The organism is Rhizobium terrae (assembly GCF_003425685.1).
Taxonomy (GTDB): Bacteria; Pseudomonadota; Alphaproteobacteria; order Rhizobiales; family Rhizobiaceae; genus Neorhizobium; species Neorhizobium terrae.
On sequence record NZ_QJKM01000009.1, the window covers coordinates 262,497 to 281,894 of the forward strand.

General features: G+C 61.9%; 22 protein-coding genes. 10 read left to right on the plus strand and 12 right to left on the minus strand.

Going from position 1 to position 19,398, the window contains the following annotated elements; all coding sequences use genetic code 11:
- Positions 1–14: 14 nt before the first annotated feature.
- A complete protein-coding gene (lgt, locus tag DMO26_RS18760; protein ID WP_226951345.1) occupies positions 15–872 on the minus strand; it encodes a prolipoprotein diacylglyceryl transferase in 858 nt (285 codons plus the stop codon).
- Between the two features lie 189 nt (positions 873–1,061).
- Between lgt and DMO26_RS18765 the strand changes: the two genes are divergently transcribed.
- The 4 genes from DMO26_RS18765 to DMO26_RS18780 all read left to right on the plus strand — a co-directional run bounded on the left by DMO26_RS18765 (position 1,062) and on the right by DMO26_RS18780 (position 3,890).
- Entirely contained in the window at positions 1,062–1,316 is a 255-nt protein-coding gene (locus DMO26_RS18765) for an accessory factor UbiK family protein (RefSeq protein ID WP_117193687.1), read from the plus strand.
- A 904-nt stretch (positions 1,317–2,220) separates the two neighbouring features.
- Entirely contained in the window at positions 2,221–2,721 is a 501-nt protein-coding gene (locus DMO26_RS18770) for a type III secretion system chaperone family protein (protein WP_117193688.1), read from the plus strand.
- A complete protein-coding gene (gene proC / locus DMO26_RS18775) occupies positions 2,721–3,539 on the plus strand; it encodes a pyrroline-5-carboxylate reductase (RefSeq protein ID WP_117193767.1) in 819 nt (272 codons plus the stop codon). Before DMO26_RS18770 ends, proC begins: the two co-directional genes overlap by 1 nt.
- 9 nt (positions 3,540–3,548) lie before the next feature.
- Positions 3,549–3,890: a tRNA-binding protein gene (locus DMO26_RS18780; protein ID WP_117193689.1), complete on the plus strand. Its 342-nt coding sequence runs from the start codon at positions 3,549–3,551 to the stop codon at positions 3,888–3,890.
- Positions 3,891–3,939: 49 nt separating this feature from the next.
- Here DMO26_RS18780 and DMO26_RS18785 read toward each other — a convergent pair whose 3' ends face one another.
- From DMO26_RS18785 to DMO26_RS18800, 4 genes are read right to left on the minus strand one after another with little or no spacing between them, the layout of a single operon-like run.
- Positions 3,940–4,521, minus strand: a complete 582-nt coding sequence (locus DMO26_RS18785) for a DUF1349 domain-containing protein (RefSeq protein WP_117193690.1) — start codon at positions 4,519–4,521, stop codon at positions 3,940–3,942.
- Between the two features lie 50 nt (positions 4,522–4,571).
- Complete coding sequence (locus DMO26_RS18790) at positions 4,572–5,951, minus strand: ATP-binding protein (RefSeq protein ID WP_117193691.1); 1,380 nt, start codon at positions 5,949–5,951, stop codon at positions 4,572–4,574.
- 35 nt (positions 5,952–5,986) lie between these two features.
- Positions 5,987–6,685, minus strand: a complete 699-nt coding sequence (locus tag DMO26_RS18795) for a response regulator (protein WP_117193692.1) — start codon at positions 6,683–6,685, stop codon at positions 5,987–5,989.
- Positions 6,686–6,689: 4 nt separating this feature from the next.
- The gene (locus tag DMO26_RS18800; protein ID WP_404947065.1) at positions 6,690–7,205 is read right to left on the minus strand and encodes a MarR family winged helix-turn-helix transcriptional regulator; all 516 of its coding nucleotides are present in this window, start codon (positions 7,203–7,205) and stop codon (positions 6,690–6,692) included.
- A gap of 330 nt (positions 7,206–7,535) precedes the next feature.
- Between DMO26_RS18800 and DMO26_RS18805 the strand changes: the two genes are divergently transcribed.
- Positions 7,536–7,745, plus strand: coding sequence for a hypothetical protein (locus DMO26_RS18805; RefSeq protein WP_117193693.1), 210 nt, complete (start codon positions 7,536–7,538; stop codon positions 7,743–7,745).
- Between the two features lie 98 nt (positions 7,746–7,843).
- Complete coding sequence (locus DMO26_RS18810; protein WP_117193694.1) at positions 7,844–8,491, plus strand: MBL fold metallo-hydrolase; 648 nt, start codon at positions 7,844–7,846, stop codon at positions 8,489–8,491.
- A gap of 80 nt (positions 8,492–8,571) precedes the next feature.
- Here the strand turns inward: DMO26_RS18810 and DMO26_RS18815 are convergent, their stop codons facing one another.
- Both DMO26_RS18815 and DMO26_RS18820 read right to left on the minus strand, forming a co-directional pair.
- Entirely contained in the window at positions 8,572–8,787 is a 216-nt protein-coding gene (locus DMO26_RS18815) for a cold-shock protein (RefSeq protein ID WP_003494703.1), read from the minus strand.
- A gap of 509 nt (positions 8,788–9,296) precedes the next feature.
- Entirely contained in the window at positions 9,297–10,241 is a 945-nt protein-coding gene (locus tag DMO26_RS18820) for an EAL domain-containing protein (RefSeq protein ID WP_117193695.1), read from the minus strand.
- A gap of 206 nt (positions 10,242–10,447) precedes the next feature.
- On the opposite strand from DMO26_RS18820, the gene DMO26_RS18825 reads away from it, so the two are divergent.
- Positions 10,448–11,650, plus strand: a complete 1,203-nt coding sequence (locus DMO26_RS18825; RefSeq protein ID WP_117193696.1) for a pyridoxal phosphate-dependent aminotransferase — start codon at positions 10,448–10,450, stop codon at positions 11,648–11,650.
- Between the two features lie 66 nt (positions 11,651–11,716).
- Here the strand turns inward: DMO26_RS18825 and DMO26_RS18830 are convergent, their stop codons facing one another.
- The 4 genes from DMO26_RS18830 to DMO26_RS18845 all read right to left on the minus strand — a co-directional run bounded on the left by DMO26_RS18830 (position 11,717) and on the right by DMO26_RS18845 (position 16,238).
- Positions 11,717–12,982: a PQQ-dependent sugar dehydrogenase gene (locus DMO26_RS18830; RefSeq protein ID WP_117193697.1), complete on the minus strand. Its 1,266-nt coding sequence runs from the start codon at positions 12,980–12,982 to the stop codon at positions 11,717–11,719.
- A gap of 221 nt (positions 12,983–13,203) precedes the next feature.
- Entirely contained in the window at positions 13,204–13,650 is a 447-nt protein-coding gene (locus DMO26_RS18835; RefSeq protein WP_117193698.1) for a DUF3597 domain-containing protein, read from the minus strand.
- Between the two features lie 106 nt (positions 13,651–13,756).
- Positions 13,757–14,875 carry a 5-methyltetrahydropteroyltriglutamate--homocysteine S-methyltransferase gene (locus DMO26_RS18840; RefSeq protein ID WP_117193699.1) on the minus strand — a complete coding sequence of 373 codons (1,119 nt, stop codon included), beginning with the start codon at positions 14,873–14,875 and terminating at the stop codon, positions 13,757–13,759.
- 259 nt (positions 14,876–15,134) lie between these two features.
- The gene (locus DMO26_RS18845; RefSeq protein WP_226951346.1) at positions 15,135–16,238 is read right to left on the minus strand and encodes a calcium:proton antiporter; all 1,104 of its coding nucleotides are present in this window, start codon (positions 16,236–16,238) and stop codon (positions 15,135–15,137) included.
- A 236-nt stretch (positions 16,239–16,474) separates the two neighbouring features.
- Between DMO26_RS18845 and DMO26_RS18850 the strand changes: the two genes are divergently transcribed.
- Positions 16,475–16,738, plus strand: a complete 264-nt coding sequence (locus DMO26_RS18850; RefSeq protein ID WP_117193701.1) for a DUF2188 domain-containing protein — start codon at positions 16,475–16,477, stop codon at positions 16,736–16,738.
- A 2-nt stretch (positions 16,739–16,740) separates the two neighbouring features.
- Here DMO26_RS18850 and DMO26_RS18855 read toward each other — a convergent pair whose 3' ends face one another.
- Positions 16,741–17,649 carry a LysR family transcriptional regulator gene (locus tag DMO26_RS18855; RefSeq protein WP_117193702.1) on the minus strand — a complete coding sequence of 303 codons (909 nt, stop codon included), beginning with the start codon at positions 17,647–17,649 and terminating at the stop codon, positions 16,741–16,743.
- Positions 17,650–17,746: 97 nt separating this feature from the next.
- Here DMO26_RS18855 and DMO26_RS18860 point away from each other — a divergent pair, with 97 nt between their 5' ends.
- A complete protein-coding gene (locus DMO26_RS18860) occupies positions 17,747–18,775 on the plus strand; it encodes an NAD-dependent epimerase/dehydratase family protein (RefSeq protein WP_117193703.1) in 1,029 nt (342 codons plus the stop codon).
- A 147-nt stretch (positions 18,776–18,922) separates the two neighbouring features.
- A complete protein-coding gene (locus DMO26_RS18865) occupies positions 18,923–19,336 on the plus strand; it encodes a VOC family protein (RefSeq protein WP_117193704.1) in 414 nt (137 codons plus the stop codon).
- Positions 19,337–19,398: the final 62 nt, after the last annotated feature.

Here is a 19,398-nt window from a genome sequence, read left to right on the forward strand (position 1 = left end):
GGACCGGCCTCCGCCTATGCCTTTGCCGATGCCGCAGCCGCCGCAGCCCGTGCCCGGAAAATGGCCCAGACACCGACGGCGATCATCGGCAGCGACAGAACCATGCCCATGGTGAGCCAGCCCGTGCCAAGGAGGTAACCGAGCTGGGCATCCGGCTCGCGGAAGAATTCCACGAAGATGCGGGCCAGCGCATAACCGATCACGAAGGTGCCGGAGATGGTGCCGGGAACCTTCAGCGCCTTGAAACGGAAAATCATCAGGGCGAGCACCAGAAGCAGCACTATGCCTTCGAGTCCCGCCTCGTAGAGCTGGCTCGGATGGCGCGCGAAGGGGCCGCCGGTCGGAAAGACCACCGCCCAGGGCATGGCGCTGAGGCGCCCCCAGAGTTCGCCGTTGATGAAGTTGGCGATGCGGCCGAAAAACAGGCCGATCGGCACGACCGCTGCGACGATATCGAACATGCTCCAGACGGGGATCGCATTGCGGCGGGCGAAGACGATCATCGCAAGCGTCGCGCCGAGGAAGCCGCCATGGAAGGACATGCCGCCGTTCCAGATCTCGATCGCCCGGATCGGGTTTTGTGAGACGGCAGCGAGATCGTAGAAGAGAATGTAGCCGAGACGACCGCCGAGCACGATGCCGACCGCGACCCAGACAAGGAAATCATCGAGATGTTCGGCCGTGATCGGCGATTGCCCACCCTTCCATAGCGCCCCGTTCGCGGCGAGCCGGCGGGCATAGAGCCAGCCGAGCAGGATGCCGGCCACATAGGCCAGCCCGTACCAATGGACAGCGAGCGGTCCGAGGGAGAAAGCCACCGGATCGATGTTCGGGAACGGCAACAGAGCGAAAGGATGAAGCGCTTCGTACAAATTACAGAGTTCTCATGCAAACCGTATTGTCGCGGAACATGGCGTTGCGCTCATCGCCGGTCAAGGCGAATTTCGGGAACGGATGACGCTAGCAGTGGATGATGCTTGCAAGCAGACCCCGCAGGCCCTACTTCACCCTCATGGACATTTGCCGGCCGCCGCATGCGGCCAGAGACGGGAGTTGGAACCATGGTAACCGGCACGAACCGCATTCTTGACGATTTCGCGCGGCTGATGACCGATGCGGCGGGTGCGGCCCAGGGAGTGCGCAAGGAGGTCGAGACGGCCTTTCACGCCCAGGCAGAGCGCTTTCTCAACAGTATGGACGTGGTCAAGCGCGAGGAATTCGAAGCCGTGCGCGAAATGGCCGCCCGCGCCCGCGACGAGAACGAAGCGCTGAAGGCCCGGATCGAGGCGCTCGAGGCGAAGCTTTCGGGGCAGTAAGGCCACCGCCTTCCCATTCGCTGCGAGGCGAGCCCGCTCGAATCCGCAGCCGTGTATGTCTGTGACCCTCGCACTTGAACCGCGGGTCGGGACGGAAGCAGCGGGAAATTGTATGCTTCATCGTTCCCCCGCGTGGATGTTTTGCCTGGCTGTTCCAATTCCGCCAACGGCTTAGCATATTCCTCGTCCCCGTTTCTCGGACCCGTGCCTATAATCATCCCGCTTCCGTCGCCGGAGTGTTTCGCGAGACGTTCGCGGGCAGGCGGGGGCCGGCGCCCTGGTTAGACCTGTAACGTGCAGGAAAGGCCAGGGAGGTGAAAGCCACGGGAGAGGGGTCGCAAGATACTTTCCCTATCAAGCCTCCCCCTGGCCGCCGGGCCGGGTTCGGTTGAGCCGTGCAAGTGGTCTGAGAAGACTACGCAGCGAGGCGAGGTGATCACCTGTAGGGACCGGAAGTCCCGACAAGACGCCGAAGGCCACGCGAATGCGGAGCCACCCATATAAACTAAATGAGGTTCCGCATTCGTGTGGGCTCTCCGATGGAGCCGTGCCGGGCAGATAGCCGGCGCGGGCAAGTGTGCTGAAACCAAAAAAATCTCGGCCTGTGGACACTTGCAAAAAAGCAAGTCGGCAGAGTCGGTTATGACTCCGTTCTGATCTCCAACAGGAAGAAGTTTCAGGCCCAGTTTCAGCAAAATTGAAGACGAGGGGATGGCAGCGGGACTCCGTCTAGGTACACTGATTTTAAAGGATGATTCGAAACGGCTTGGTAAGCTCCAGACAGGGTGACTGCGTTATTCTGGTGGCGTCGGGCGATCGTCCAAAGTGTTGTTCCCGGTCATTGTTCGCGTGTTTTGGCGTTTTTCGCAGGAATCCGCATTCATTCCGGTCAAGAAGGTGCCGCATGAGCCTTATGGAAATGGAAATCGAACGTCAGTCGAATCCGGTCGACATGATCGAATTCGTCGCTGCCTCGAACGACTGGACGTTCGAACGGTCGGGCGAGGATGAAATCGCCATGACCGTGGAAGGCCGCTGGACCGACTACCACGTTTCCTTCTCCTGGATGGAGGAGTTCGAAGCGCTGCATCTCGCCTGCGCTTTCGACATCAAGATCCCCGATGCCCGCGTCAACGAGGTCATCCGTCTCCTGTCGCATGTCAACGGACAGGTGCTGATGGGGCATTTCGACCTCTGGCGCCAGGAGGACGTGGTCATCTTCCGGCAGTCGCTGCTGCTTGCCGGCGGTGCCGAACCCACCAACCAGCAGGTGGAAGTGCTGTTGTCGAGCGCGCTTGAAGCCTGCGAGACCTATTATCAGGCGTTCCAGTTCGTCGTCTGGTCGGGGATGGAGGCGAAGGCCGCCATGGAGGCCGTCCTGTTCGAAACCGTGGGCGAATGCTGATGGTCTCGGGGCAGCTCGGGTCGATCGTTCTGGTCGGTGCCGGCAATATGGGCGGCGCCATGCTGTCCGGCTGGCTGAAAAAGGGCGTGCCCGGCGCTTCCGTGACGGTCATCGATCCGTCGCCTTCGGAGACGATGCGCCGGACGATCCTGGAGGCCGGGGCGCGGCATTTCCCGTCCCTGCCGGAAGGGCTCTCCGCCGACATCCTGTTCCTCGCGGTCAAGCCGCAGCTCATGGATACGGTCCTGCCGCCCCTGAAGGCGGTGGTCGGTCCCGGCACGGTCGTCGTGTCGGTCGCGGCCGGCAAGACGCTGTCCTATCTTCAGGCCCATCTCGGCGAGGCCGCGATGGTGCGCGCCATGCCGAACACCCCGGCGATGATCGGTCGGGGGGTGACGGGCGCCTATGCCAATCCCAGGGTAAGCGATGCGCAGCGGGAAGCGGTGCAGTCGCTTCTGAAGGTCAGCGGGCCGGTGGAATGGGTATCCGGCGAAGCGGATATCGACGCGGTGACCGCCGTTTCGGGCAGCGGCCCGGCCTATGTCTTCTATCTCGTGGAGTGCATGGCGGAAGCGGGCCGCAAAGCCGGCCTGCCGGCGGACCTCGCCATGCGGCTCGCGCGGGAAACTGTCTCGGGGGCTGGTGAGCTCCTGCACCAGTCCCCGGACGACGCTTTGAAGCTGCGCCAGAACGTCACCTCTCCGAACGGCACCACGGCTGCGGCCCTTGCCGTGCTGATGGCGGAAGACGGCATGCAGCCGCTGTTTGACAAGGCGATTGCCGCGGCCCGCAGAAGAGCCGAGGAGCTCGGAAGCTGAGTGGCGTCCATGGCAGACGAAATCACCTATAACGACTTCGAGCGGGTCGATATCCGTGTCGGCACGATCGTCGAAGCCGAGGCTTTTCCCGAGGCCCGCAAGCCGGCCTTCAAGCTGAAGATCGATTTCGGGGCGGAGATCGGAGTCAAGAAATCCTCGGCGCAGATTACCGTGCATTATACGCCGGAAACACTCGTCGGACGGCAGGTGCTCGGCGTCGTCAACTTTCCGCCGCGGCAGATCGGCCCGTTCCGTTCTGAAGTGCTCACTCTCGGTTTCGAGGACGAGAAGGGTGCGATCGTGCTCGCTGCCGTGGAGCAGCCGGTGCCGAACGGCAGGAAACTGATGTAACGGAAAGGCTTCGCCTCACTCGGCGTCAGCCTGTCGCCCGCGCCGACAGTCAGTGGATATCCCGATTTTCGACCTCGGCCGTGCTGAATGACCGGAATTCCACTTCGAAACCTTCCCGCTGCGGCGAGCAGAAGGTCATGCCAACGGCAAGCTCGGTGAGGTGGGGCGGGAAATAGGCGAGCCGCGCCATACGCCACTCGGGCTGCCGATCGGTGCGGTACTGGACGAAAAGCGCATCGCCCATGCGGGTGACGCGCGCAAACATCACCTCGAAGTCATCGACCAGGCGGAAGGCGGACCAGTCGGAATGGCCATTGGTGACGACCACGCTGAAATGGCGGGCGCCATCGGTGAATTCGATACCGCATTTCATCCAGTGCCTCTCGTCGTGGCGGAGCATCAGGCCCGCTTGGTCGTAGAGCGCCTCATAGCGCCCGACGAAGGAAGTCTCGACGGTGAAGTCTCCCTTTCGAAAGCGATGGAGGAAATGACCGCTGTCGCGGTGGAAACCGTAATAGGTGCCCTGCCAGAAATCGGTTTCCAGGCCGGAACGCGCGATCAGCCGGCCATCGATTTCACGGCTTTCGGGCGGCGGGTTCAGCCAGGTCATCCCGGAAAGATCGATGGGCATTGGTTCTCCAGTGAATTGGCCGGGCAGACCGGCTTATGGATTGTCTTCGGTCATGCCGGGACACGGACGACCGCGCGAAGGCCGCCTTTCGGGCTGTCGCCGAGCGTTACGTTGCCGCCGTGGGCGCGGGCGATGTCGCGGGCGATGGCAAGCCCGAGGCCCGTGCCGGAGGCATCGAGGTTGCGCGCCTCGTCCAGCCGGAAGAAGGGCTTGAAAACGTCCTCGCGGGCGTCGGCCGGAATGCCGGGACCGTCGTCGTCGAGGGTCAGCGTCAGCCATTTGGCGCTGTGTCTGGCATCGACATGCAGGTTGCCGGCGTAGCGTTCGGCATTGGAGACGAGATTGGCGACAAGCCGGGTGAACGCGTTGGGCCGGACGGCGATCTCGTCCTCGCCCTCGATCTCGTAGGTCATGGTCTTGCCGTGCAGCGTGAAATCGCAGCGCAGCTTTTCGAGAAGTTCGCTGAGGCGCAGTTCGCCCACATCCTCCTCGGCATCGCCCTTGGCGAAGGCCAGGTATCCTTCGAGCATGGACTGCATGTCGTCGACGTCCTGCTCCATGCCGGCAAGTTCGGGCCTGTTGCCGGCGAGCGCAAGCTGAAGCTTGAAGCGGGTGAGGATCGTCCGCAGATCGTGGCTGACGCCGGCGAGCATCGCGGTGCGCTGCTCCATCTGCCGTTCGATGCGTTCGCGCATCTGGATGAAGGCGAGGCCGGCGCGGCGGATCTCGTCGGCGCCGCGCGGCGAAAAGCCCTCCGTCTTCTGCCCCTTGCCGAAGCTCTCGGCGGCACGGGCGAGCGACAGGATCGGCCGGATCTGGCCGCGCAGAAAGAGGATCGAGATCACCACCAGCACGAAAGCAGTGCCGATCATCCAGACGAGGAAGATGTGCGTGTTCGAGGCATAGGTGGAGCCGCGCCTTGCAAAGACGCGCAGCACCCGGTCGTCGAACTTGATACGGATTTCGACGAGACGGCTGTCTCCCACGGTATCGATCCAGAACGGCATCTGGATCTGGCGGGTGATCTGGTCGGCGAGGATGTCGTCGAGAATGGAGAAGAAGGGACGCGGGCGGGGCGGCGGCAATTGTCCCTTCTCCTCCACCGCGATCGTCAGGCTCAGCGCATCGTCGGCGATCTTGGTGATCGCGTCGTAATTGGCATCCTGCGGATAGGCGCGGATGACTTCGATGATCCCGGCTATGTCGCGGACGGTGCCTTCGGAAAGCCGCTCGGTGACCATGCGCCAGTGCCTCTCCATGAAGACGGCGGCGACGACGGTCTGCAAAAGCAGCATGGGCAGGATGACGATCAGCAGCGAACGGGTATAGAGGCCGGTCGGAAGATAGCGGCGCAGCCAGCGGACGAAGGATCGCCAGCCCGGAAGGCTGAACCGGTCCATGTCGCGCTTCAGGCTGTCGAAAAGTGCCATCCTGCCATCCGTCCGTGCCCCGGCAAGGCCCAAGGCTAATCAATACTCAGCCGGTACCCGATGCCGCGCACCGTCTGGAGGTAGACGGGGTTGGCCGGGTCGTCCTCGATCTTACGCCGCAAACGGTTGATCTGCACGTCGATCGTCCGTTCTCCGACTTCGGCGTCGTCGCCGATCAGTTCGTGGCGCGGAATGGTGTCGCCGGCGCGCAACGCGAAAAGCAGCATGATTTCCTGCTCGCGATCGGTGAGGCGCACGGTTTCGGCTGCCTTGCGCAACTCCTTGCGGGGGATCGAGAAGGTGAAGGGCCCGAACATGACCTGCTCGATCTTCGGCGTATCGGGCGAGGTGGCGCGGCGCAGGATATTGTTGATGCGCAGCACCAGTTCGCGCGGGTCGAAGGGTTTTGCCAAATAGTCGTCGGCGCCGGCCTCGAGGCCTGCGATGCGGGATTCGGCTTCCGCCCTGGCGGTCAGCAGGATCACCGGAATGGTCTTCTTCTGGTAGAGCGACTGGGTGAGCGACAGGCCGGATTCGCCCGGCATCATGACGTCGAGGATGATGAGATCGAAGTGCAGACCCTCCAGCTTGCGCCGCGCTTCGGCCGCATCGCCGGCCACGGTCACGCGAAAACCCTGTTCCTGCAGATAGCGGTTCAGGAGGTCGCGGATACGGGTGTCGTCATCGACCACGAGAAGGTGGGGCGCATCGTCGGAAAGGGGCGTCTTGTTCATCCGTTCAATCCATTTCGCTTTCAATGGGCTCCAGATTCTCGTCGCGGCCGCGCATGCGGCGCAGGAATTCCTTCACTGCGGAACGCGTCTCCGGCATCATGTCCTCCATGGCCCGAGCGATACGGCGCGATTGCGGCTCGGAAAGGGCAAGCGCCAACTCGCGGCCGGCGAGCGTCGGATAAAGCCGGCGCTGGCGGCGATCCTTGGCACCGGCCATCTGGCGAATATAGCCGGATTCGATCAGTTGTTTGAGTACCCGCGCCAGGCTCTGCTTGGTGATTTGCAGCGTGTCGAGGAGATCGGTCACCATCATGCCCGGATTGCGGCAGACGAAATAGACGACGCGGTGATGGGCACGGCCCATGCCGATCTTGGCGAGGATCGCATCGGGGTCGGACACGAAATCGCGGTAGGCGAAGAAAAGCAGCTCGATGGTCTCGAAGTCGATCTGGGCTTCGTCGACCGCCGGCATCGGCGGCAGGACCTTCTTGACGGATTTGACCGCCGTTGCGCGCGCCACTCGCGTTTCCTTTCCCTTGGGGGTCTCTCGCCATTTGCGGCCGAGGCTCTTCTTGCCGGTTCTTGAATGTAACCCGCTGCACGTCATAAAGCGCGAACGGCTTGAACAATCAACAGCATTTCTTCAGGGCGCGGAAGGACCCGAATACGCAAGGCGACTGCGAGACCGGGCGCCGCCGGATCGTTCCGCGATATAGGTAGCACGCGGCGATTGCTAGGCACGCGTATTGATTCTTCAAGGCTTATCGACCCAGGTTACGCAAAAAAGAAGCGCGGAACTTTTCACTTCGGCGTCCATTGATCCAGCCAAAGGAGACTGGAGAGAAATCCGATGACGAGCCCGACACTGACTGTGCCCACCTTTTCCGACATGCCGCCCATCACGACAGGAAAGCCGGATTCCGGCAATCCGCTCAAAGGCCTACTGATCACGGTCTTCACCCTGAAGGTCGTCGTCGCCGCCTTTCTGCTGGCCACCGTCTCCCTGGCGCCGCCATATATCGCGGACCAGCGTCACGCGATTGTCGCCTCCGCCGACTGACTGCCGGCAATTGATCCCTGCCGGCTGATCTTTTCGGCTGAAATGCCCGCCGTTTCTCGTTATACCCCGGCTGATTTCACACTTCGCGCCGAGGCACCATGGGCAAGCTCCAGGCCGGTATCATTCCGGTAACGCCATTCCAGCAGAACTGCACGATCCTCTTCGACGACGAGACCAAGGAAGGTGTCGTCATCGATCCGGGCGGCGATGTTCCGACGATCGTCGAAACCGTCAGGCAAAACGGCATCACGCTCAAGGAAATCTGGCTGACGCATGGTCATATCGACCATGCGGGCGGTGCCGACGAACTCCGGGAAATCCTCGGTACCCCAGTGATCGGCCCACACGAGGCGGACCGGCCGTTGCTGGAGAGGCTGGAAATCCAGGCGGAGAAGTTCGGCGTGACGATGGCGGTGCGGAACGTCGTGCCCGACCGCTGGCTGACCGAGGGGGAAAAGGTCTCCTTCGGCGATCACGTCTTCGAGGTCTTCCATTGCCCCGGTCATGCGTCGGGCCATGTCATCTATTACAACCGCAAGGCGGGTTTCGCCCATCTCGGCGACGTGCTGTTCAACGGCTCGATCGGACGCACGGACCTTCCGGGCGGCGATCACGAAACGCTGCTCGCCTCGATCCGCGACAAGGTCCTGCCGCTCGGCGACGAGGTCGGTTTCATCTGCGGCCACGGGCCCGGCGGCAAGATCGGCGAGGAAAGACGCACAAATCCGTTTCTGCGCGGTCTGTAAGGACCGCCTGCAAAGCTTTGCAAAGAAAAAAACCCGGCATTACTGCCGGGCTTCAACTCGAATAGAAAGCCTCTGAAGGCTTAACCGGCGATCTGCAGGTTGACGGCCTTGGGGCCTTTGCCGCGACGGTCCGGTTCCGTGTCGAAGCTTACTTTCTGGTTTTCCGACAATCCGGACAGGCCCGAAGCCTGTACGGCAGAGATATGGACAAAGATATCGGCGCCACCATTGTCTGGTTTGATAAAGCCGAAGCCCTTGTCGGTGTTGAAGAATTTTACAGTGCCAGTTTCGGCCATGCAGCAGGTCCTTTTCTCTCTGTCCGTGTTCAGCGGCGGACAGCATCACAGTGTTGCCCCGAAGGGCGGGCGGCAGGCAGCTTTAAGAAAGGGTCCCTGTCTTTACCGCGGCGACCGGCAGGAATAGCTTTGAAATCTCCGCCCCCGGTCCCGCCCGAAGTCTTAGCGCCTTCGGAGCGCGTCATTATAGGTCTTCCCATGCTCGTAAATTGCCCGAACTTGCACAGAGTGCTGTGTTTATCGCAAATTGGCAAGAAAAAGTTTTTTGAATTGTTGCCATGAGCGAGAATCGGAAATTGCCGAAACGCCTGAAAATGCGGGCGTTGCGTTCCTGGGCACGTGTACGAAACCGGATTCCATCGCCGGCAATGCTTTGTTTACCCTCTTCTGTGCCGTTTTGGATCAACGGCTGAAGAAAGAAAAATTTTATCGCGCCCAGGTTGCTCCCCCCGCTTCATCGGATACCGGGACGGTCGCCAAGGAGATTGGAGAGACGGCAGGCTTCGTCTTCACGCGCCGTTCGAATGGCGCCGGCCGAAGGTGCGGGCCGGGCGGGACAGGGGCGTCCGGGCAGGCGAAACGGGGTTGGCGGGTAGGGACCTGTAGTCCGCCGCAGCAGCGTGGCGCGTCGTCGAAGCGGCTGCAAAACCGGCAAAGCTTTCCGGAAACGTTTCGTTGAAGTTCGTCGGGGCAAGCTCCGGCCGGGCCAGCGCATAACCCTGCATCAGCGGGACGTTCAGTTCCTCGCACAGATCGACCTGCCAGACGTCTTCCAGGCCCTCGAAAATCGGTTCGATGCCGTCTTCCAGCATCTGGCCGACGAGGACGCGCAGCAGTGCGTATCCGGCGGAGTTGTCGAGGAAGTCCCGAACCCAGGACGCATCGAATTTCACGTAGTCGGGCCTGATGCGCTTCAGCCGGGCGAGATCGGAATCGCCGGCACCATAATCGTCGATCGCCACGCGAAAGCCGATCGCCTTCATGTGCTGGGTAAAGGCCACCACGATATCGTCGGCGGCGCCGGATTTTTCGGAGATTTCGCAGACGATGCGGTCGGGTCCGAGGCCCGCCTCATGCCCCGCGAGCTTGATGCGCTCGACTTCCTGGCGCATTTCGTTCGGCGTTCGGAAGAGACCGGGATGGAATTTGACGAAGATCCTGGCGCGCGAGCGGTTCAGCCGTCCGGTGTTGAGAATGTGGATGGTGCGCAGGATGCTGTCGATGTCGGACATGTCGGCCGGCGAAACGAGGCGGAAGAAATCGCCCGGCGCAATCGTCTCCCCGTCCAGGAGGACGCGGACGAGCCCTTCGAAGGCTTCGATATCGAGCCCGGCCTGGGGATTGTTGCGGAAGATCGGCTGCAGCGCGGAATTGAGCAGGTACGGTCCATAGGCGGTGGAAAAGGCACCGTCCTGACCGCGTACCAGATTGGCGAAAATGCTTCTCGGCGTCATGCCCGTCGCTTCCGTTTTCGTTCCATAGGTTGTAGCAGCCAAGGGTTACGCTGCTGTAAAGAAGTTTCGAAGGTTTTAATCAGCTTCATTGATGGCTGCCATTCAAGCTTTCCGCTTGAAACGGCGTCATAGTTTAGACATAGAGCGTACGGGCGGTTTCGGCGCGCGATGCCGCCTTGTTCCAACAGCTCTTCAGGACGAAGATTATGGCCTTTCTTGCCGACGCCCTTTCCCGCGTAAAGCCCTCCGCCACCATCGCCGTTTCCCAGAAAGCCCGCGACCTCAAAGCAAAGGGCCGCGACGTGATCGGGCTTGGCGCGGGCGAGCCGGACTTCGACACGCCGGAAAACATCAAGAAAGCCGCCATCGACGCGATCAATCGGGGCGAAACGAAATATCCGCCGGTTTCCGGAATCCCGCAGTTGCGTGAGGCGATCGCCAGAAAGTTCAAGCGGGAGAACAATCTCGACTACACGGCGGCCCAGACGATCGTCGGCACCGGCGGAAAGCAGATTCTTTTCAACGCTTTCATGGCGACCTTGAATCCGGGCGATGAGGTCATCATCACCGCGCCCTACTGGGTCTCCTATCCGGAGATGGTGGCGATCTGCAGCGGCACGCCGATCTTCATCACGGCCAGTCAGGAAAACAACTTCAAGGTCACGGCCGCCGATCTCGAAAGGGCGATCACGCCGAAGACCAAGTGGTTCCTGTTCAACTCGCCGTCCAACCCGTCAGGCGCCGCCTATACCCATGACGAGCTGAAGGCGCTGACCGACGTGCTCCTGAAGCACGAGCATGTCTGGGTGCTGACCGACGACATGTACGAGCATCTGACCTATGGCGACTTCAAGTTCGTCTCGCCGGCCGAAGTGGAACCGAAACTCTACAACCGCACGCTGACGATGAACGGCGTTTCCAAGGCCTATGCGATGACCGGCTGGCGTATCGGTTATGCGGCCGGGCCGCTCGAACTCATCAAGGCGATGGACATGATCCAGGGCCAGCAGACGTCGGGCGCCTGCACGATCGCCCAGTGGGCGGCCGTCGAGGCGCTCAACGGCCCGCAGGACTTCATCCCGCAGAACAAGAAGGTCTTCGAAGGCCGCCGCGACCTCGTCGTGTCGATGCTGAACCAGGCGAAGGGCATCGTCTGCCCGTCTCCGGAAGGCGCCTTCTACGTCTACCCGTCCTGCGCCGGCCTGATCGGCAAGACCGCGCCGTCCGGCAAGGTCATGGAGACCGACGAGGATTTCGTCACCGAGCTTTTGGAAACCGAAGGCGTCGCGGTGGTCCACGGCTCGGCCTTCGGCCTCGGCCCGAATTTCCGCATTTCCTATGCGGCTTCGGAGGAACAGCTCGAAGAGGCCTGCAAGCGCATCCAGCGCTTCTGCGCCGCCTGCAAGTAATCGGTTTATACGGAACCAGTGGAAGCCCGCCGCAGTGGACTGACGGCGGGCTTTCTGTTTTTTCGATCAGCTCTTCGTCAGCCTGAGAATTGTGGAACCGCCGCCGCCGCGCTGTTCGGTGACGGCATAGACGGCGCCGTCGGGGCCGACCTTGACGTCGCGGATGCGGGCCTCCAGCGGTACGCGCTCCTCGTATTTTACCCTGTCGCCGTCCATGTGGATGACGACGATACCCTGACTGACAAGACCTCCGACCAGGAAGGCGCCTTTCCATTCGGGGATGACGTCGCCGCCGTAATAGGCCATGCCGGACGGCGCGATGACCGGATCCCAGTAGTAGACCGGCTGCTCCGTTTCTGCCCGTTGGGTGATGCCGTCGCCAACCGGGCGGCCGCTATATTCGATGCCGTAGGTGACTTCAGGCCAGCCGTAGTTCTTGCCCGCCTCAGGGCGGTTCAGTTCGTCGCCGCCGCGCGGGCCGTGTTCGACGGTCCACAGCCGCCCCTGTCCGTCGAGCGTGGCGGACTGGAGGTTGCGATGGCCGAGCGACCAGATTTCCGGTCTGGCGCCCTTGCGATTGACGAAGGGATTGTCCGGCAGCGCCTTGCCGTTCATGTCGATGCGGAAGACCTTGCCGAGGCCGCTGGCGAGATCCTGGGCCTGGACGCGCGGTTCGGCGTCGGAGCGTTCGCCGACGGTGACGTAGAGTTCGTTGCCGGGGCCGAAGACGAGGCGGGAGCCGAAATGCTTGTTGCCGTCATAGCTCGGCATCTGCCGGAAGATGACCTTGACGTTTTCAAGCTTGCCGCCGCCCTGCCGATCGGGGACGAGTTTGGCGGAGGCGACCGACGTGCCGTTGCCGCCGTCCCGCTCCTCGGAGAAGGAGAAGAAGATCAAGCCGGACGTCGCGAAGTCGGGAGCGAGCGCCACGTCGAGCAGGCCGCCCTGGCCGCCTGAAAGGACTTTCGGCACGCCGGCGATTTCGGGGCCGGCTTCGCCTTCTTCGGAGATGATGTGCATGGCGCCCTGCTTGGCGGTGACCAGCATGCGGCCGTCGGGCAGGAACTCCATCGACCAAAGATGCGGCAGATCATCGGCAATCGTCTCATAGGCGATTTTCGGCATGTCTGCCGGCTGCGGCGCGCGCGTCTGGTTGGCGAAGGCAGGCTTCTGGTTGCGGGCGTTCGGCATCTGCGTTTCGGCGGGCTTGCCCGGAGGGACGGCCTCGGCGCCGGTCGCCGGCGGCAGGCCCTCGGTCTGGGCGAATGCGGAGCCGGCGACGAGGACGACGGCAAGGGTCGGGCAGGCAGGCAGCAGGCTGAAGCGTTTCATCGTGATCTCCCTTGGGTGAGGCGGCGTCTGCCGCAGGGCCAGGAACGAAACTCTCGCGCACAGCGAGAAAACATCGGACGATGGCCCTCATCTAGGGCGGTTGTCGGCAAGGGCCGAACACGGCTCGTTCAATATTACTTTATTGCCGCTTGAGGAATGGAAGCCCACCGGCGAGGACGGGCTTCCGGCATATTCGACCGGCATTCGAATTGAACCGATGCTCAGTCCGCGAGACCGGCCGGAACCTTGCCGCCGTTTTCGGCGAGCTTCTTCATCAGGGCCTTGTGCAGCCAGACGTTCATGGTCGCGGAGTCATTGGTGTCGCCGGTGTAGTGCAGCTCGGCCGCCAGCTCCTTGCGGGCCGACAGGCTGGAATCGAGATCGAGCGCCTTCATGAGATCGACGATGGAATGTTTCCAGTCGAGCTTCTGGCCGCTCTTCCTGACGGCCGCATCGAGGATCGGAGCGATATCGACCGGGCCGGACGAGGAAGGTGCTGCGGGCGCCGCAGATGCCGCCGGGGCTGCTGCCGGCGTCGGGTCGGGTATAGGCGCGGCGGATGCGGAAACCGGGGCTGCGGGTTTCAGAGGCTCGGCGGGCTTGGCCGCCGGTGCCGTTTCTTCCGCTCCGCCCCAGATTGCGTTCTTGATCTTGTCAAAGATACCCATTTGCACTCTCCCTTTCGAGTTTGAACGTCAGGAGAAAGTCGGGCGAGGAGGAGAATTCTCAAGAGGCCGGCCGCAGGTAAAATGGATACCTGCGGCCGGCGAGAGATCAGGCCGTGCCCCAGATGGTTTCGGCGGTCTTGACGACGAGTTCGAGCTTGCGCTTCTGGTCGTCCTCGGTGATCGAGTTGCCTTCCTCGGTCGAGGCGAAGCCGCATTGCGGCGCAATACCGAGCTGGTCGATATCGACATATTTGGAGGCTTCGTCGAAGTGGCGGCGCAGATCGTCCAGGCTTTCGAGTTCACCGGTCTTGGTGGTGATGAAGCCCGGATAGACGCGCTGCCTGGAACCCTTCTGGAGAAGCGAGAGCGGCTGCAGGCCGCCGGAACGCTCGGTGTCATATTCCATGAAGAACATGTCGACGCCGGTCTTGTTGAAGATCGCGTCGGCTGCCGCGTCATAGCCGCCTTCGGCAGCCCAGGTGGAGCGGAAGTTGCCGCGGCACATATGCATGCCGATCAGCATGTCCTTCGGGCGGTCCTTGATCGCCTCATGCATGGTTTCGGCATACTTCTGGATCAGCCAGTCAGGATCATAACCTTCCTCGCGCTTCATGGCGCGCTGCTTCTCGTCACCGAGATAGGCGAAATAGATGTCGTCCATCTGCAGGTAGCGGCAGCCTGCTTCGTAGAACTTCTGCACGGCCTTGGCATAGGTGCGGGCGAGAGCTGCGAAAAGCGCTTCGGGGTCCTGGTATTCCGGATAGGTCACGTCGGCGCGGGCGGTGCGGTAATGCGCGACGCTCGGGCCGGGGATGGAAATCTTCGGCGTCACCTTGGTGTTGGCGGCGAGGAACTTGAAGTGCTCCAGATGCGGGTGATCGTCCGGGAAATCGAGCTTGCCGTTGATGGTCGGGAAGGTCGGCGGCAGTTTGACGCCGTGGAAGGTGACGCCCTTGTGCGCTTCGCGGGTGACGAATTCGAGGCCGTCGAGCATGCCCATGAAATCGTAATGCCAGAAGTGGCGGCGCGCCTCGCCGTCGGTCACGACCTTCAGGCCGACGCTTTCCTGCAGCTTGACGAGGTCCTTGATGCCTTCGTCTTCGACGGCCTTCAGCTCATCGGCGGAAATGCTCTTCTCTTCGTAAAACTTCCTGCGGGCTTCCTTGATGGAGGCGGGACGCAGGAGCGAACCGACGTGGTCGGCTCTGTAGGGCGGTGTGGACATGGAATTCCTCCATTCTTCGGTTCAGCCGCAATCGCGGCAGTTCGTGTATACAGGACGACCTGTTTCGGGCCTCAAAATGCACATTTCAGAAATTGATTCAATCGTCTCTCAATCCGATTCCGTATGCAGCCGCAAGCCCTTGAACCAGAATCGCTTTTGCCGAAGAGGTGTTGCGAAATTCGAAGGGGGGCGCGGCCCGTAGTTGGCTCGCGTTTATACGCCGGTTTCTCAAGGATGGGCATTTTGACGGAGACATGCTTCAGAGGCCGAGCGCCGTCAGCATGACGAATGTCGCAAAAAGGACGAAGTGGGTCATGCCCTCGATGGCGTTCGTCTGGCCGTCGTTGAGGTTGATCGCGGCGGCAATCAGAGTGATGGCCACCATGACGGTCTGCACCGGCGTCATGGCCATGAGGAAGGGCTGGCCGCTGTAAAGCGCGATCGCTTCCATGACCGGAACGGTGAGGATGACAGTCGAAAGCGAGGCGCCCATGGCGATATTGACGACCGACTGCATGCGGTTCCGCAACGCTGCGCGAAGCGCCGTCAGGATTTCCGGGGCTGCCGAGATCGCTGCGACGACGACGGCGGTCAAGGCCGGAGGCGCAGCCGTGCCCTCGAGGCCGGCCCCCATGAAGACGGACATGAATTCGGCGAGGAAGCCGATGATCAGCACGCCGAAGAGGATGATGCCGATCGAAATCGCCGCCAGCTCCTCGTCGGTCTGCTCGCTCGGCGCCGGCGAGCCTGCCGCCGGTTTGGGGCGCGGATAGCTGTAGCTGAAGAAATAGCTGTGGGGCCCGACCTGCATTTTCAGGAAGACCGCATAAAGCGCGATCATCGCGCAGATGGTGAAGGCGGAATAGTAGTGCCACCGGTCGGAGGGGATGAATTCCGGGACGATCATGGATATGCCCATGGCGGTCAGGATCATCACGCTGTAGGTGCGGCTGGAATCGTCGTTATAGGGCTGTTCGCCGTGCCTGAGCCCGCCAAGCAGAGCGGCAAGCCCGAGGATGCCGTTGATATCCAGCATGACGGCGGCGTAGATCGTGTCGCGGACCAGGGTGGGCGAGGTCGTATTGCCCATCATGATCCCCAGGATCAGCACTTCGACGGCGACGGCCGAAAGCGTGAGGATCATCGTGCCGTAGGGATCGCCGACCTTGTGGGCCAGTATTTCCGCATGATGGGCGACGCGCGTCGAGGCGAGGATGATGACGCCGATCAACAGGGCGGCGGCAATCACCGAAACCGACCTGCCGGCTTCCAGGACCGAATGTTCCAAAGCGTAGGCTGCGATGCCCGCCGCAAGCGCGATGACGAGAGACCTTTCCTGCTTCAGCAGGGACAATACGCCCACGTTGCTATTCCTCGTCTTTCCTGTTTCGCAATGTAAGGCGGCAACCTGCAGCATCAAGGCACTTGCGATTTCGCTTCAGGGGTTTGCGGCGGCGCACTTTGATGACATAATTTCGAATGTGGCCTGGAACTTCGCGGCGCCCTTTTTGCTTTTTCACCCCGATGCCGCGCTGGCCAAGTTTCCGAGGCGACTGATCCCCGAGGATCGATGCGGTCACGAGAAGAAAAGGAGGGAATATGACCAAGATTGTCTACAAGGTCGTGCAGCACGACGGTGGCTGGGCCTATCGGCAGGGTGACGTCTATTCGGAGACTTTTCCAACCCATTCCGATGCACTGCAGGCTGCCCGCATCGTTGCGGCCGAACAGCAGGTGGGCGGCGATCCGGAAGAAATCAGCTGGCAGGACGAAAGAGGTGTCTGGCACACCGAATACAGCGACGGCGGCGACCGGCCGGAGGCCGAAGTCGAGGACGGCGACCAGGGGCAGACGACCCACTGATCCTACCGGCCGCGGACATAGGCCATCAGTCCTTCGACCAGCGCGTCGAAGGTGACGCGCCAGCGCGGCGAGGATTTCAGGTTCTCGTGCATGGCGACCCAGGTGTCGAGCGGCAGTTCGAAAACCTCGGGCAGAATCCGGATGAGGTCTGGCTCGCGTTCGGCGATGCCCGCCTGGCAGATGCCGATGCCGACGCCGGCGCGGATCGCCGCCAACTGGGCCAGATTGCTGTCGGCACGGTAGCCCCAGCGGATATTCTCGATCGGAAAGTTCGGAGACGCCGTGCGAATCCGGTCGACGGCGGCGCGAACGAAGGCGGTGCGGCGATCGAAGCCGATCAGCCGATGGTCGGCCAGATCGTCGGGGCTTTGCGGATATCCATGCCGTTCCAAGTAGCGGCCATGGGCGAAAAGTCCGAGCGGAATTTCGCCGATATGGCGGGCGACGAGGGCGTCCTGGGCGGGGCTCGTCATGCGCACGGCGATATCCGCCTCCCGCTTCAGCAGGTCCTCCAGCGAATCCGATAGCGACAATTCGATCTCCAGTTCCCGATATTCGTCCTGAAGGCGCGCGAGGATCGGAGGCAGGATTTCGACGCCGATCACCTCGCTGGCGCTGATCCTGACCGTGCCCTTGACGGCGCCGATTTCACCGGAAGCCAGCCGCCGCATGGCGGCCGTCGTGGCGGCAAGGTTTTCCGCATAGGGTTTCATGGCGAGCGCCGGCTCCGTCGGCAGCAGGCCCTGCTGCGAACGGGTGAAAAGCTGGTAGCCGACCGCTTCTTCGAGGGCGTCGATATGCCGACCGACGGTCGGCTGGGTGAGCCCGAGTTCGCGGGCCGCCGCCGACAGCGAACCAAGCCGCAGGACGGCGAGAAAGGTGCGGTAGTAATCCCAACTGATGTCATTCATTTTTGTATGGATGCCAAATAAATTCTCTCAATTCCGTATATCTGGGGAAGGCGCGATATTCCAGTCGTCAGGTTCAATCAAACGAAGGAGTATCGCCATGACCCATGCAGCGCATGCCAAACCCATCGCCCTCGTACTCGGCGCCACCGGCGGCATAGGCGGGCATGTGGCCCGTGGTCTTGCTGCGCGCGGCTGGAGCGTCCGGGCGCTGAACCGCAAGGCCGAAGAGGCCGCCGGGCGCGAACCGCGTTTTCGCTGGCTGCAAGGTGATGCGATGAACGCTACAGATGTCCGCCGCGCCGCGCAGGACGCGAAGCTCATCGTCCACGCGGTCAATCCGCCCGGCTACAAGGATTGGGAAAAGCTGGTGCTGCCGATGCTGGACAACACGATCGCCGCTGCCCGCGACGTCGGCGCACGCATTCTCCTGCCGGGGACGGTCTACAATTACGGGCCGGATGTCTTTCCGGAAATCTCGGAGGAGGAGCCGCAAAATCCCGTGACCCGCAAGGGCAGGATTCGCGTCGAAATGGAACGGCGGCTGGAGAAGGCGTCGGGCGAGGGCGTGTCGGTGCTGATCGTCCGCGCCGGGGATTATTTCGGGCCGGGTGCGGCCAACAGCTGGTTCAGCCAAGGTCTGGTGAAACCCGGCAAACTGGTGACCTCCGTCAGCCGTCCGAATGCCAGCGGCGTCGGGCATCAGTGGGCCTTTCTGCCCGACGTTGCGGAAACCATGCTGCGGCTGATCGACCGGGGGAATGATCTGCCCGCCTTCGCCCGTTTCCATATGAGAGGGTTCTGGGATCGCGACGGCGAGCAGATGATCGCGGCGATCGGCCGTGTCGTCGGGCACCAGCCGAAGGTCAAGGCATTTCCGTGGTGGATGCTGAAGCTCGCGTCGCCCTTCGTGCCGCTGTTCCGCGAGCTTTCGGAGATGCGTTACCTCTGGAAGGAACCGTTGCGGATGAACAACGGCAAGCTGGCCGCCTTTCTCGGCGAGGAGCCTTCGACGCCAATCGACGAGGCGGTGCGGGCAGCGCTTGCCGACCTCGGCTGCCTGAACAACGCCGGCGCCGGGATCAAGGTGCTCCCCGACGCCCGTCATCAGGCGGGGAGGATGGCGTGAACAGGACGCCTGTTGCCGCTTCGGGGGAAATAGGAGGGGCTTGTCTGGACTGGTGTCGCTTTGAAATGTGGACTTAAATCAGGCGCATGATCCGGCGCCGGTCGCGATTTCCGCGACCACGGTCTTGAATGTCACAGCAGGAATCCGATGCGTTTCGTCAATCCCATCCCTTTCGTTGGCGACATCGATCGCTCCAGGGAATTTTACCAGAAAAGACTGGGCCTGAAGATCCTGGAGGATTTCGGAAACTTCGTCCTGTTCGAAACCGGTTTTGCCATCCACGAAGGAAGCTCGCTCGAACAGACGATCTGGGGACAAGCATCCGGCACGAAGGAACCCTATGGGCGCGGGAATGTGCTGCTGTATTTCGAGCATGAGGATATCGAGGCGGCCTTTGACGACATCGCGCCGCACGTGGTGCTGATACATCCTATCGTGCGGCAGGCATGGGGACAGCGCGTGTTCCGTTTTTACGATCCGGACGGGCATGCGGTCGAGATCGGGGAGCCGCAGGAGCCCGGATCTCAGCCCGGATCTCAGGGCAAGTCTTCCCCTTCTTAAATTCGCAAGCAGCAAAGAAAATCGGCCGCAGAGCTTTGAAACTCTGCGGCCGATTTCCGGGT

Coding starts and splice junctions, on each gene's coding strand:
- DMO26_RS18765 (WP_117193687.1), top strand. CDS start 1,062: ATGGTAACCGGCACGAACCGCATTCTTGACGATTTCGCGCGGCTGATG.
- DMO26_RS18770 (WP_117193688.1), top strand. CDS start 2,221: ATGAGCCTTATGGAAATGGAAATCGAACGTCAGTCGAATCCGGTCGAC.
- proC (WP_117193767.1), top strand. CDS start 2,721: ATGGTCTCGGGGCAGCTCGGGTCGATCGTTCTGGTCGGTGCCGGCAAT.
- DMO26_RS18780 (WP_117193689.1), top strand. CDS start 3,549: ATGGCAGACGAAATCACCTATAACGACTTCGAGCGGGTCGATATCCGT.
- DMO26_RS18785 (WP_117193690.1), bottom strand. CDS start 4,521: ATGCCCATCGATCTTTCCGGGATGACCTGGCTGAACCCGCCGCCCGAA.
- DMO26_RS18790 (WP_117193691.1), bottom strand. CDS start 5,951: ATGGCACTTTTCGACAGCCTGAAGCGCGACATGGACCGGTTCAGCCTT.
- DMO26_RS18795 (WP_117193692.1), bottom strand. CDS start 6,685: ATGAACAAGACGCCCCTTTCCGACGATGCGCCCCACCTTCTCGTGGTC.
- DMO26_RS18805 (WP_117193693.1), top strand. CDS start 7,536: ATGACGAGCCCGACACTGACTGTGCCCACCTTTTCCGACATGCCGCCC.
- DMO26_RS18810 (WP_117193694.1), top strand. CDS start 7,844: ATGGGCAAGCTCCAGGCCGGTATCATTCCGGTAACGCCATTCCAGCAG.
- DMO26_RS18815 (WP_003494703.1), bottom strand. CDS start 8,787: ATGGCCGAAACTGGCACTGTAAAATTCTTCAACACCGACAAGGGCTTC.
- DMO26_RS18820 (WP_117193695.1), bottom strand. CDS start 10,241: ATGACGCCGAGAAGCATTTTCGCCAATCTGGTACGCGGTCAGGACGGT.
- DMO26_RS18825 (WP_117193696.1), top strand. CDS start 10,448: ATGGCCTTTCTTGCCGACGCCCTTTCCCGCGTAAAGCCCTCCGCCACC.
- DMO26_RS18830 (WP_117193697.1), bottom strand. CDS start 12,982: ATGAAACGCTTCAGCCTGCTGCCTGCCTGCCCGACCCTTGCCGTCGTC.
- DMO26_RS18835 (WP_117193698.1), bottom strand. CDS start 13,650: ATGGGTATCTTTGACAAGATCAAGAACGCAATCTGGGGCGGAGCGGAA.
- DMO26_RS18840 (WP_117193699.1), bottom strand. CDS start 14,875: ATGTCCACACCGCCCTACAGAGCCGACCACGTCGGTTCGCTCCTGCGT.
- DMO26_RS18850 (WP_117193701.1), top strand. CDS start 16,475: ATGACCAAGATTGTCTACAAGGTCGTGCAGCACGACGGTGGCTGGGCC.
- DMO26_RS18855 (WP_117193702.1), bottom strand. CDS start 17,649: ATGAATGACATCAGTTGGGATTACTACCGCACCTTTCTCGCCGTCCTG.
- DMO26_RS18860 (WP_117193703.1), top strand. CDS start 17,747: ATGACCCATGCAGCGCATGCCAAACCCATCGCCCTCGTACTCGGCGCC.
- DMO26_RS18865 (WP_117193704.1), top strand. CDS start 18,923: ATGCGTTTCGTCAATCCCATCCCTTTCGTTGGCGACATCGATCGCTCC.